Origin of the sequence: Nocardiopsis alba (assembly GCF_000710955.1) — a bacterium.
GTDB classification, from domain to species: Bacteria; Actinomycetota; Actinomycetes; order Streptosporangiales; family Streptosporangiaceae; genus Nocardiopsis; species Nocardiopsis alba.
The window spans coordinates 444,821-456,645 of record NZ_BAZE01000002.1 but is presented as its reverse complement, the minus strand read 5'-3'; the positions used below and the strand labels follow the sequence as shown (position 1 = coordinate 456,645).

The 11,825-nt window shown below is 67.1% G+C and carries 14 protein-coding genes and 1 pseudogene; 6 read left to right on the top strand and 9 right to left on the bottom strand.

What is annotated here, in order from left to right:
• Window positions 1-323: 323 nt before the first annotated feature.
• Entirely contained in the window at window positions 324-1,832 is a 1,509-nt protein-coding gene (locus TR33_RS26550) for a competence protein CoiA family protein (RefSeq protein WP_159068772.1), read from the bottom strand.
• Window positions 1,833-2,113: 281 nt separating this feature from the next.
• Between TR33_RS26550 and TR33_RS05475 the strand changes: the two genes are divergently transcribed.
• Together TR33_RS05475 and TR33_RS05470 are read left to right on the top strand one after the other, a co-directional pair.
• Complete coding sequence (locus tag TR33_RS05475) at window positions 2,114-2,491, top strand: hypothetical protein (protein ID WP_042281834.1); 378 nt, start codon at window positions 2,114-2,116, stop codon at window positions 2,489-2,491.
• 27 nt (window positions 2,492-2,518) lie between these two features.
• Entirely contained in the window at window positions 2,519-2,704 is a 186-nt protein-coding gene (locus TR33_RS05470) for a hypothetical protein (protein ID WP_042281833.1), read from the top strand.
• A gap of 391 nt (window positions 2,705-3,095) precedes the next feature.
• On the opposite strand, the gene TR33_RS05465 is transcribed toward TR33_RS05470, so the two are convergent.
• Window positions 3,096-3,902, bottom strand: a complete 807-nt coding sequence (locus tag TR33_RS05465; protein ID WP_084570203.1) for an NAD(P)H-dependent oxidoreductase — start codon at window positions 3,900-3,902, stop codon at window positions 3,096-3,098.
• A 66-nt stretch (window positions 3,903-3,968) separates the two neighbouring features.
• Between TR33_RS05465 and TR33_RS05460 the strand changes: the two genes are divergently transcribed.
• A complete protein-coding gene (locus tag TR33_RS05460) occupies window positions 3,969-4,304 on the top strand; it encodes a winged helix-turn-helix transcriptional regulator (RefSeq protein WP_026125019.1) in 336 nt (111 codons plus the stop codon).
• 581 nt (window positions 4,305-4,885) lie between these two features.
• Window positions 4,886-5,161 (top strand): hypothetical protein, encoded by a 276-nt coding sequence (locus tag TR33_RS05455; protein WP_017534671.1) that lies wholly within the window; start codon window positions 4,886-4,888, stop codon window positions 5,159-5,161.
• Between the two features lie 66 nt (window positions 5,162-5,227).
• On the opposite strand, the gene TR33_RS05450 is transcribed toward TR33_RS05455, so the two are convergent.
• The 5 genes from TR33_RS05450 to TR33_RS05430 all read right to left on the bottom strand — a co-directional run bounded on the left by TR33_RS05450 (window position 5,228) and on the right by TR33_RS05430 (window position 9,486).
• Window positions 5,228-6,190 carry a phosphotransferase family protein gene (locus TR33_RS05450; protein WP_017534672.1) on the bottom strand — a complete coding sequence of 321 codons (963 nt, stop codon included), beginning with the start codon at window positions 6,188-6,190 and terminating at the stop codon, window positions 5,228-5,230.
• Between the two features lie 87 nt (window positions 6,191-6,277).
• Entirely contained in the window at window positions 6,278-7,060 is a 783-nt protein-coding gene (locus TR33_RS05445; RefSeq protein WP_042281829.1) for a sulfite exporter TauE/SafE family protein, read from the bottom strand.
• A 103-nt stretch (window positions 7,061-7,163) separates the two neighbouring features.
• The gene (locus TR33_RS05440) at window positions 7,164-7,712 is read right to left on the bottom strand and encodes a TetR/AcrR family transcriptional regulator (RefSeq protein WP_042281827.1); all 549 of its coding nucleotides are present in this window, start codon (window positions 7,710-7,712) and stop codon (window positions 7,164-7,166) included.
• Window positions 7,709-8,518, bottom strand: a complete 810-nt coding sequence (locus TR33_RS05435; protein WP_199806104.1) for an ABC transporter permease — start codon at window positions 8,516-8,518, stop codon at window positions 7,709-7,711. Before TR33_RS05435 ends, TR33_RS05440 begins: the two co-directional genes overlap by 4 nt.
• Window positions 8,519-8,550: 32 nt before the next feature.
• A complete protein-coding gene (locus TR33_RS05430) occupies window positions 8,551-9,486 on the bottom strand; it encodes an ABC transporter ATP-binding protein (RefSeq protein ID WP_042281824.1) in 936 nt (311 codons plus the stop codon).
• Between the two features lie 151 nt (window positions 9,487-9,637).
• Between TR33_RS05430 and TR33_RS27545 the strand changes: the two are divergent.
• A pseudogene (locus tag TR33_RS27545) lies at window positions 9,638-9,811 on the top strand (DUF5701 family protein); the annotation flags it as partial.
• Window positions 9,812-9,903: 92 nt separating this feature from the next.
• On the opposite strand, the gene TR33_RS05425 reads toward TR33_RS27545, so the two are convergent.
• A complete protein-coding gene (locus tag TR33_RS05425) occupies window positions 9,904-10,404 on the bottom strand; it encodes a MarR family winged helix-turn-helix transcriptional regulator (RefSeq protein WP_026125020.1) in 501 nt (166 codons plus the stop codon).
• Window positions 10,405-10,434: 30 nt separating this feature from the next.
• On the opposite strand from TR33_RS05425, the gene TR33_RS05420 reads away from it, so the two are divergent.
• Window positions 10,435-11,532 carry a bifunctional NAD(P)H-dependent oxidoreductase/GNAT family N-acetyltransferase gene (locus TR33_RS05420; RefSeq protein ID WP_042281822.1) on the top strand — a complete coding sequence of 366 codons (1,098 nt, stop codon included), beginning with the start codon at window positions 10,435-10,437 and terminating at the stop codon, window positions 11,530-11,532.
• A 21-nt stretch (window positions 11,533-11,553) separates the two neighbouring features.
• Here TR33_RS05420 and TR33_RS27170 read toward each other — a convergent pair whose 3' ends face one another.
• Window positions 11,554-11,784, bottom strand: coding sequence for a DUF899 family protein (locus tag TR33_RS27170; protein ID WP_052358101.1), 231 nt, complete (start codon window positions 11,782-11,784; stop codon window positions 11,554-11,556).
• Window positions 11,785-11,825 lie beyond the last annotated feature (41 nt).

The following is an 11,825-nucleotide window of genomic DNA, read 5'->3' as shown; positions in this document are numbered from 1 at the left end:
TCATAAGGAGCATCGCCCTTGATCTTTTGGTGAGCTCCACGCACGTGGGGACGGACAGCCCGGAGTGGTGCGCACACCCACCCCGCGATCGTGAGCCCCACGCACGTGGGGAGGCATGCCTCTCGTGCTCGACTCTCGGAATGGGAGCAGGCGGGCCCCGGGCCATAAGGCTCGGGGCCCTCGCCACGCTCTCCCCCGGGGAGCGGACATTCGAACGGCCGGGCAGAGGGATCCGCCTCGCACTCTCGTAGGGGCTACAGGGCGGCCTCCAGGCGCGAAAAGATCAGACGACGTCTACTTCGTGAGCGCGACTCGGGGGTCGGTCACCACCGCTCGGGTGGAGGTGTACGGGGGACGGGGCGTCGAGCGGAGGAACGTATCTCCTCCAGAATCCGACGAGACCGGTCATCGATGGTGGCCTGGACTTCCAACCCGAACCGAGGCGGAGGAACGGGCGCAGGTGGACGCTCTTCTCGACGGCCTCGCTTCGCACTCTGGTCGCCCTCTTGGCGGCGACCCTTCTTCTGTTTCCGATGCTTTTGGGGCTCAGGAGCGACCTTCTGCCCACGTGGAGGGAAAAGGTCCTTGGGGAACTTCCGTAGGTGACCTTTGATCCTGTCCACGAGGCGGGGCGGGGTTTCGGGACAGTCGAACACCTCCACCAGTCGGGCGCGATAGGCCTCGTAGGCTCGACTCCGCCGATACTTCTTGGCCAAGGTGAGCTCGCCGACCAGATGATCCACCCATTCGGCGATCTGTCGGTTTCGTTGCTGCCGTTGCTGGGCCCGTTGACGATTACGTTCGACCACAGGCACCCCGAGAGGTGCAACGTGCGTCTTACGGCGAGGCTTTTCAGGGGCGGGCGTATCGAGCCGTGTCGCCTTGTCGGCCTTCTCCAACACGGCGTTCGCCTCCACGGCCAGGTCGGCGGTCAGCTGCTTTCGGGCCCGAGCGGCTCGAAGCTGGCGGCGCACCGTCTCGGCCATGTTCATGATGGTGCCGCGGGGCTCCCCCTTGTCCAGCACATGGTGCAGACTTCTGATCGCCTGTTCCAACAGGCTGACGGGAGCGTCCAGGGAGACTTGGAACTCGTTGTTCTGAGAAGGCGGGACGGTATCGGCAGGGGCTTCTTGCAGAGTGCCGCCACGCAGTACGCACCGGGACAGGGGAGTCCAACGAGTCTCACCGGTGCTATCGGGTAGATCGATTTCGATGAGACGCCCCTGGTCGGGTTCGTCGATCAGGCGAATCCACCGATAGGGAACCCTGTTCGCGAAGAGCGCGTGGGTGAGGGACTTGAGGGCGTCGTCCTCCCGTACGAGCCAGACGTAGTCGCGTGCGATGGGTGACCGGGCGACCTCAAGAAGCTCACGGTCCGGGTCACTGCTGAGGACGATACGCAGAGCGTTGGTATCGGTGAGCGGGACGATGAGTTCGGTGCAGGGGCGCCCGGGGCCCAAACCCACGTACTCCGGCTTGGCCGAATCGGGTCGGTTTCGGCCGAGCCACCGGCGTAGGTGGTGGTGGGCATAGAGGTGATCGGCGCTTTGACTGCCCCAGGCCTGCTCGCCTCCATGTGCCAGACGGGCACAGAGATTACTATCCGCTCGGTGGGCGAAATGCGGCACGGTCTTGCGTTCAGAGGGGACCTTCAAGCTCAGGCGGCCGCCACATCCGCCGAGCAGCGTGCCGCACCAGTAGGTCCGGCCTTCCTCCTCCGAACGATCACGGAATTCGGTGGCTTCGTCGGGGTCTGTGGACAGGAAAACGGGCTCATCTGAGTGAGCGGCGCCGCTCACAGCGGTCTGGACGCGTCGACGATCAGGCTGCATATCCGCACGAATAGCATGCGGCCGCTGTCCGGGCGAGGAATATCGAATAACTGGCCGACCCTGGTCATATCGGAGCTCGGATGTTATTCGTGTCCTCCCGATGACATAGGAAGATCCTGAGTGCTTGTACGCCGCCCTTCGGTGTGAGAGATGGCAGGTCGTCGCGGGTTTCGATTCCGGATGGCCGAATCCGCGGGTGAGTGAAACCTTGGGGTGTCGGGGTCGGTCTCGCTTCAGAGGTATATCGGGCAAGGGGAAATACGAATAATGGTTCCGTCCCTATGTTGGAACAAATTCGGAGGGAGTTCGCGGCCGAGATCGGTTATACCTTCGATACGGCCAAGCACATCATCAGCCGCATGATCACCACGGAGGGGCGTACGGGGCGGGTTTTCATTCGCACCCGTATGTGCCCTGGCTCGGTCGTCGTGGCCGAAGTCCTGACAGGCCGGGTGATCCACAAGGTCCCTGCCGATCAGGCTCGGCGGATGGCGAAGGAGGAAAGGAACGACACCTACCTCGAAGATGAGTACACCGCGATCTACTGGGTGGTGACCGAGCAGGCCGAAGAAGAGCATCACCTGTATTTCGGCGAGCTGCTCGCCAGTGAATGGGAAGAGGACATCCCCGAAGGTGGTGTCCGCGAAGCCGCCCTTTAATTCGACCTGGCCGAGGTGGTGTCGAGGATGTTCGCGGCCGCGCCGAACGCTCCCGCCGCCGACCTCGCTTCGTTTCTCGGTATGGACGTCGATGAAGTGCGCGTCGCGCAGGTGTATATCGAGTGGCTGAACGGAAACCGTAACGGTCTGGCCCCGGCGGTTCCGATCGTGCGCTCCATCATGAAGCGGGAGGAAGTGAAGGTCGGCGGGTGAAAGGATGGAACAGCGTGATGTGGGATGGGGGCTGTCTTCCACGGTGTCGAGGGTGCCACTGGTAAATACCTGGGCTCGATGGGACTGACGGCGTGGGCACGGAACCGACTCACCGGAGTGGTCGATGGGGGCGGCCGGTGGGTCTTGTGGAGATAACGGCCTGCGTTGTCCCAGGTCATTAAGTGTGAGCCCCACGCACGTGGGGATGGACCGGTCGGACGGGCGGTGAACGCGAGCCCGACCGAGTGAGCCCCACGCCTGTGGGGATGGGGCGGAGCGAGGAGCGGGCTCGGGGCGTGGTTCTCGGATCATTCCTCTCGCCCGCCACCACCCTCAATGGTGGTGTTCTGCGCGGTGTCGGACCACCTCGAACCACGTCGGTGGATCGAGGCTAGGCGTCCGCTTCGCGATCGACATGCACCCTCAGCCCCGATTCACCGGGGCTCACATGTGGAGCGAGCTCCCATTCCTCGGTGTAGTCACCGGTGAACTGGGGTCGATACGGAATCGGTTCATCGATGAACAGCCGGTCGAGGCGCTCCCGCAGGCCGTCTCGCGCCCGTTCGTAGTCGGAGAGGCGGTCGGCGCTCGGTAGTGCCCACGGTGGTAGAACGCTCATCCCCGTGTAGGCGAACGTGCCGTGGAGCAGTCCGAAGAGCAGTTCTCGCAGTTCACCGGATTTTCCACGGGGACCGATCGAACGCGGACGATCGCCGAGGGTGGTGACGACCAGAGCGCGCTTTCCGACGAACGGACCCTGTTCGAAGCGGAGTCGGCGTCGGGTCACCGCATCGATGCCGAAGGCGAAACCGTTGACGAATACACGATCGAACCATCCTTTGAGAATCGCGGGCATGCCGTACCACCACAGTGGGAATTGGACGACGACCGCGTCGGCCCTGCGGATCTTCTCCTGTTCTCTCGCGACCTCGGGAGGCTGGGCATTGGCGAGATAGGCGTTCCGGGTGTCCGCGCTCACGCGGAACATAGGCGCTGTCTCCTCAGAGGAGTGCCCGCCGTCCGGAGCCCGGAGGACGGGGTCCCAATCCATGGCGTACAGGTCGGATTCGAGGACCGTATGCCCCGATTCGCGCAGATGTGCGATGGCGTCGCGTCGCAGGCCGCCGTTCAAGGAGAGGGGCTCGGGGTGGGCGCTGACCCAGAGGATCGTCGCGGGCTTCGTCGTGGTCTGCCTCATGGGCCCATGGTCTCGATCCAGGGTACATTTTTCCAGTACGGACATTTATGTCCCCTAGGAGGCGCGATGCGATTGCCGGTGGAACGAGCCATGGAGGTGTGCCCCGTCGAGGTCGCCGTTTCGGTGCTCGGAGGGACGTGGAAACTGACCCTGGTCAAGCATCTCCTCGCGGGTACCCGGCGGTTCAACGAGCTCGGGCGTCTGGTGCCTCTGGCGAACACCAAGACCCTGACCCGTCAGTTGCGTGAACTCGAAGAGGACGGGATCGTTCGACGCACGTCCTACCCCGAGGTGCCGCCACGGGTCGAGTACTCCCTTACCGAATCGGGTCGGAGCCTCGAACCGATCGTGAAGGCCATGGATTCCTGGGGTGCGGAATTCGCCGAACGTTACAAGGGCTAGATCATCGATGGGAGCTCTCCGAACCCGCTGCGAGCACGGCGAAGGGCGTCGAGGAACAGTGTGCGGCGGCTGCCCTTGACGCCCTTTCCGTCGCTCTCGCCATGGAACCGAGAAGGTGGGGACTTTCGCTCTGAGAACGACGCCCCCACGAGGGTTCCTGATATTCCGCTTATGGCACGTCCCTCGATACCGAAACTCCTCTGGCGTTCCAGGTGGAATTTCACCGCCGCGGTGACCGGCTCACCATGAGTGGCGATGGGGGTATGAAGGGTCTCCTCGATATTCAGGGCTCGAGCTTCTTCGACGACCGACCACCGTCGACCAGGGACACGGCGTCCGACAGGCCCCGAGCACCTCACCGGTCACGCTGGCAGTCGAAGACCCCGTCATCCCCATGAGGCTCACCGGCGGGGTCGTCCGCCTTCGGAGAGTGACTCTCGGAACCCCGCGTACCCGGGACGCCACCGATTTCTCCGTGAATATCACCGAACGTGATCGGGCGACAAACTCCACTCGCGCCGCGTGTACTCCTCATGCCAGACTGACGGCACTCTCGAACTCGAGAAATGTGAGGATATGTTGTGGCGAAGAAAATCGCGACATTGCTCGCCGTATGTTTTCTCTCCATGGGGCTCACGGCCACTCCGGCCTCCGCGTCCGAGCATTCCCTCGAAACCGAGGCCATGGATACCGGCCGCTGCATGCTCTATCTCGAAAACCTGGGCAGGTACGTCATCGGCACGAAGGTCCGGCAGGCCTGCCGACTCAGCGCCACGAACCCCGGGCAATGCGCCTCGAGCCTCCAGGCCATCGGGGTGCAGCGCGCCCACGCGCGCAGGGCCTGCGGCCTGCTCTGAACCGGTCATCGATCCCCGTGTACCGACACCACGCACGGGGCCGGGGGAGGTTCTCGTGCCGTTCCTCTACCCGAGGGCCTTCACCAGGTCGGGCAGCCGGTCCGCCCAGGCGAGCAGACGTTCGTGCCACGCCCGCAGACGGGCCCGCGCGGGTCCGGGCAGATCCGGGGTCTCGTCCCATTCCCGCCAGTCATCACTGGACAACCAGCCCAGACAGCCGACGACGCGGTACGCGAGCAGCAGGTCCGCGGGCACGGCACGGCCATAGCCCTCGAAGAAGGCGCGGGGGAGACCCTCCAAGCCATGGAGGTAGGCGTGTTCGTCGAAGGCGGCGAGCTCGGCCAGGGGGTACCGCACCGTCGGGAAGTCCCAGTCGATCAACCGCACCGCTTCGTCGTCGGTGACGACGATATTGAGCAGGTTGATGTCCCCATGGGTGACCGTGGGCCGCTCGGCCCGGATCTCGGCCGCGCGTTCGGCGACGAAGCCCTCCACCCGACGCAGAGCCTCCAACAGGTGGGGGTGTTCTCGTTCGACCCACGCGGCGCTCTCGTGAAGGGACGTGTGCAGCTCCTCGACCGGATCGACCGGTCGTAAGGTCAGGGCGTCCACATCGATGGGCCCTTGGAGGGGAACCGGGAAGACGACGCCGTGGACCTCGGCCAGAGCCTCGCCGGTGCGGCGCCAGACCGTGTCGGTGGCGGTGCCCGTCTCGACCGCCTCCGCCAGGGTGCGTCCCGGCACGAACTCCCAGAGCGAGGCGCCCTCGCCGTCGGCCGCGTACAGCTCGGGTGTGGTGACGCCGTTGGCCCGTAGGAACCCGATTCGGCTCTCGGGGGAGGCGGACTCGACGCGGCTCCGGCGCAGCACGACCGCGCGGCCGTCCGTCAGTTCCGCTTTGACGAGGTGGTTGTCCAGCCCGTCCCCGTCGCCGTTGATCGGCCGGACCGAGGTCACGGAGGGCAGGCCCGCGGCCGCGACCAGACGGTTCAGTGCTTCCCGGGATCGCCGGGGCGGATCGTCGTTCATCGGCGAAGAATCTATCGGTGATCCCGGTGAGAGAGGAGAGGTTTTTCTGTCCGGGGGACCGTTTCGATGCCGGGTGGACCGACGGGGTCAGCGGACCAGGCCCACCAGATAGGAGGCCCCGGTGAGGAGGATGAGCCCGCCCAACAGGAACCGGAGCGGCTGCTCTCCCAGGCGCCGGCTCAGACCGATCCCCACCAGGGACCCCGCCATGCCGCCCACCCCCAACGCCAGTCCCACACCCCAGTCCGGGGCGGCCGGGGCGGCGCCGAAGCCGACCAGGTCGAAGACCGCGTAGGCGGTCAGGCCCGCCACCGAGGTGGTCAGGGTGGTGGACAGCGCCACCACCGCGGCCCGTGAGGTGAGCCATCCGCCCACCCCGACCAGCAGCGGGGCCAGGAGGGATCCGCCGCCGATGCCCACGGCGGCGCCGAAGAGAGCGGCGCCGCCGGCGGCCAGGGCGAGCACTCCACGTTCACGGGCCGGGGCGTTCGGTGCGGGTTCGGGTCGTTTTCGGGAGCGCACGATGAGCAGGCGCAGTCCCATCCCGAACATGAGCACCGCCAGTAGGGCGCGGAACAGGTCGGGGTCGGACAGCCAGGTCACCCGCACAGCCGCGCCGACGATCGAACACGGCACGGCGGCCGCCACCGCCATCTCGGCGCCGTGCCCACGGGCCGCGCGGACCAGGCGGCGCAGCCCCAACGGGGTGGCGACCACGTTGTAGAGCAGATTGGTGGCGCTGACCGCGGGGCCGTGCATGCCCAGCGCGCTCAACTGCACGGGCAGGAGCAGCACGGCCCCGGAGATCCCGACCGGGGTGGTGACCGCGGCGACGGTGAAGCCGGCCAGGACGGCGAGGAGAAGGTCCACCCGGTAAAACCTATCGGGAAAGTAAGGTTTTTTCGTGCGGAAGGACACGGGAAACGGGCGGGGCGATGTGGTTCTCAGAGCACACCGCCCGGCGATCCCCGCCCTACCTCGCGCGGGCCCCGTTGAGGAACAGGTCGACGGTCACGCCCGCGTTCTCCAGGCTCGCGCCGCGCGCCAGGTGCAGGAACGCGTTGGTGAGGAAGTGCGGATCCCCCTCGACGTGCCCGTCCTCCACCGCCTCGGTGAAGAGGGTGACCACCGGGTCGAGGACCTGGCCCACGTAGAGCCCGGAGACCCGCTCCCTGGTCTCGTCACTCACCAGGTCGAGGGCGTCGTAGACGCGCTGCTCGAACGAGACCGTCGCCCCCGTGTGCTCCACACTGACCCGCACCAGCGCCTTCAGCCGATCCTCGAAGGTCTCGCCCTCGGCCAGAGCCTCGGTGATCCGCTCGTGCGTCGTCTCGATGAACCGGATCGCCACGGCCGTGTAGAGGTCCTCCTTGCCCCCGGGGAAGTGGTGGTAGATCGAGGGCTTGCGGATGCCGACCGTGCGCGCCACGCCCAGCAGGGAGATGCCCGGGTAGCCGGTGGCGGAGAACTGCTCGCCGAAGGCGTCCATGATCTGCGCGCGGGTGTCGGTATCGGTGCTCATCGGTTCCTCCGTGCGTGGGCCAGCGCCAGGACACAGGAGATGAACCCGGCGACGATAAGCGTAATCAGCAGCGCGGCCGCCAGGGGACCGGAGGTGAGGTCGCCTCCGCTCTCCACCTGTCGGGCGGCGTCGATGATGGAGGTCAGCGGGTTGACGGTGGCGATCGCCCGCATCCATCCGGAGAGCTCCTCCACCGGGGCGAAGACACCGGTGAAGAACGAGAGCCCGAAGAAGGTCAGCGTGACCAGACCGGTGCTCGACGACGACCCGGTGCGGATCGCCAGGGCGACGCTGAACAGGGCGACCGCGACACCGAGGACCAGCATGATCGCGACCATCCCGAGGGTCGCGCCCCAGTCGGCGGGCCGATAGCCGACGAGCATCGCCCCACCGGTCGTGAACAGGGCCTGCACGGCGACGGCGGCCAGGACGGCGATCACCGTTCCGGTGAGGAAGGGAGTGACCGTTCCGTGGGCCATGCGGAGCCGGTCCAGGTAGCCGCTGGTGATGTCGGCCAGGACCAGGGTTCCGGCGGCACCGGCCCCGGTGGCGACGCCGGTGAGCAGGATCAGTGGGAGCAGGAACGCGATGAAGGTCTGGCCACCGAGGTAGGCGCTTCCGACGTTGCTCAGCTGCCCGGAGTAGACCAGCAGGAAGAACAGCGACTGGGCGAGCGGGCTGATCAGCAGGGCGGGGGAGCGGAAGACGGCGCGCAGGGAGCGGCGGGTGGCCGCCGCGGTCACGGAGAACGCGGCGCCGCGGCGTACGGCTCCGATGGTCGGGGCGGGGTCGATGGTCAGGGTCATGACGGATCCTTTCGGAAGGAGGGCGTTCGCGGTCAGCCGGTGGCCAGGGCCGCGAACACGTCGTCGAGCGAGGGGTCGGCCAGTCGGATCCCCTCGACCGAGGCGGCGACGGCGCCGATGTCGTCGAGGGCCGCGCGGAGCACGGCGGGGTCGCGAGGCAGGGCCAGGCACACCGTGGTCGGGTGCTCGGCCTCGGTCCGGAACCCGGCGCGGCCGGTCGCGACCAGGCCGTCGGTCGTCTCCGGGGAGTCCAGGGTCAGCGTCAGGGTGCGTTCGCCCACGAGGTTCTTGAGCGCGTCGGGCGTATCGTGCGCGACCACCGTCCCCTCGCGCAGGACGACGATGTCGCTCGCCAGCACCTCGGCCTCGTGCAGGTCCTGGGTGGAGATCAGCAGGGTGCCGACCTCGTCTTCGGAGGTCAGTCGTTCGAGCTCCCTCCACAGGTCCATGCGGGCGAGCGGGTCGAGGCCGGTCGTGGGCTCGTCGAGCACGACCAGCGAGGGCGAGTCCACCAGGGCGACGGCGAGGTCGACCTTGCGGCGCGTGCCGCCGGACAGCTTCGAGATCCGGCTGTCCCGGTGTTCCCCGAGGCCGAAGAGTTCCAGCAGCTCGTGTGAGCGGCGCCCGGTGGTCCGGGAGCCCAGGCCCAGGACCGTTCCCTGGAAATCGAGTACCTCCCGAGGCGTGGCCAGCGGGTCCAGGGCGTTGGCCTGGGGCACCAGACCGATCAGACGCCGGGCCTCGCGAGTGTGCGCCACGACGTCGTGGCCCTCCACCACGACCGTTCCCGAGGTCGGCGCGCGCAGCGTCGAGACGATCTCCAACAGGGTGGACTTGCCGGCGCCATTGGGTCCGAGGACGACGGTGCGGCTCCCGCGTCGGACCTGGAGGGAGAGGCCGTCGAGGACCGTGCGCTTTCCGTAGGACTTGCGGAGGTCGGTCACGGAGACCGAGGTGTGTTCAGGCATGGACGTCAACCTACCTACCGATAGGTAGGCAGGCAAATCGATGGAGGTGAGGGGTTCTGGTTGAAGGGTGGGGTGGTGGGAAGGCCGGGCGAGGTGGGGTGAGGCGTTCGGTTCGAGTTCGCCGGTCCGATATGGGCGTTTATGATCTACATTGTCAAGGTTCGCACTCTGGTTCACGCACCTTCGCGCGAGGGAAACCCCTCGAAAGACGATCGGGGCCCGCCTGAGGAGACCCGATCAGGACCCCGCGCCGTGGATCGGTGACGGCACTGGGCACGATGGGGGCGAACGTCGGGGAGCGCCCGAGGTCGGCTGGTCCCGGTGGCGTAACCGGCACCACCCGGCTCGGGTTCGCCTCCACCGGCGTACGGGTCGGTCGGCGGTCCGTCTCGATGAGACGCGCAAGGACGGGTGGGGTCAGCCCTGCGCGCCGTCCGCTCCGTTCTCCGGTGGCCTTCCGGCCGACATGATCTTGTCGCCGATGCGGATCAGGTCGGTGAGGTCGTCGGTATCGAGCGGGTCGGCGAAGTGTCGTCGCACGGATTCCAGGTGGACGGGGGTGGCCGAGCGCAAGGTGTCCCGGCCGAGCTCGGTGAGGATCAGGAGGCAGCCGCGTCCGTCGGCGGGGTCCGGTGCTCGACGGATCAGCCCTCGCGTCTCCATGCGGCCGGCGTGGCGGGACAGTCGGCTTCGGGACCATCCCATCTTCGTGGCCTGTTCGTGAAGCGTGCTCGTGACCTCGGGGCATTCGGCCAGGGTGCTGAGGACCTCGTAGTCCGGTTCGGAGAGGTCTGTCTCGGCGAGGTCGCGAACGGTGGCGGTCCGTACGGCGATCATCATCCGGCGGAAGGCGCGCCACGCCCTTTCCTCGTGCTCGTCGAGCCATGGTGCGGCGGAACCGGGCTTTTTCGTTGACATGTAAACATCCTATCCCTTAGGTTCGTTTACATGTTTACGACTTCGCCGACCCGGGTCATGGTCCTCACCTGTAGTACTCGCCCCGGCTCGCTCGGTCCCGCGATCGCCGACTGGTTCACCACCACCGTCTCGCCGTTGGCGGCGCGGCTCGGAGTGCGGTTGCAGCCGCTCTCCCTGGCCGAACTCGCTCTGCCGTTCCTCGATGAGGAGGAGCACCCCTCCAGCGGGATCTACCGCCGGCCGCATACGAAACGCTGGAGTGAACTGGTCGACGCGGTCGACGGCTTCATCGTCGTGACACCCGAGTACAACTACGGGATGCCCGCCCCCTTGAAGAACGCCCTCGACTATCTCGGTAAGGAGTGGGCCTGGAAGCCGATGGGATTCATCAGTTACGGCAACACCTCGGCGGGAACCCGGTCGGTGCAGCACACCAAGGAGGTCGCGACCACTCTGCGCCTCGTTCCGCTCGGTGCGACGGTCGCCCTTCGTATCCACGACGCGATCGTGGACGGGCGGGTCCGGCGGAGCCCGCGCCACGACGCGGCGGCCGAGGGGGTGCTCCGTGAGGCCGTCCGCGTCTCGCGGGCGCTGCGCCCCCTGCGTGAGGCGTTGGGGCAGGACGACGCCGAAGGTCCGGTGCCCGGAAGTCACACCCGTGTCATGACCCCGGACGACGCGGGCGAGGTGACCGTGCTGCAACGTTGCTGCTGGGTGGATGAGGCCCTCGACAACGACTCGCTCGCCCTCGCGCCGCTGCGAGAGAGCGTGGACGATGTCGCTCGCTGGCTGTCACAGTGGAGGACCACGGGGCTGTGGCGGGACGGGCGCCTGATCGCCATGGTCCGTGTCCGTCATGAGGGCCGAATCGGGCGGATCGGTCGCCTCGCCGTGGCCCCGGACATGCGCGGAGTCGGTATCGGACGCCGACTCCTGCGCCGCGCGGAGGCGGATCTGGCCGCCGAATGCGACCGGGTCGAGTTGAGCACGGGCGCCAAGAGCACCCGCAACATCGCCCTCTATCGGAGTGAAGGGTTCGTGATCGACGCCGAGGAGGACGGGGTGGTCCACCTCGGCAAGGCGCTCACCCGCGACCTTCCCACGGAACCGGCCCCGCCGGTCGGGTGACGTATGTGGATCCGGGACACCTCACCGGTCGGCGTGGTGAGCACATCCGGATGACGCGGCACCGTAGTCGTCGTGGAGCCTCATCCACTCATAGGGCCGGTCCTGCGGCCAACCGGCCGGTGAGTTCTCCCAGGTCTCCTGCCGTCCGTACGGGGTCAGATCCAGGAGGCCGAAGACCTGCATGAACGGTTCTTCCCCACGCGCGAACGTCGACCAGGTGTGGAGGACGCGGTCCCCTCGGCGCAGGAACACGCTGATGGCCTGGCGTTCCTCGCCGTCGACCGTCGAACAGA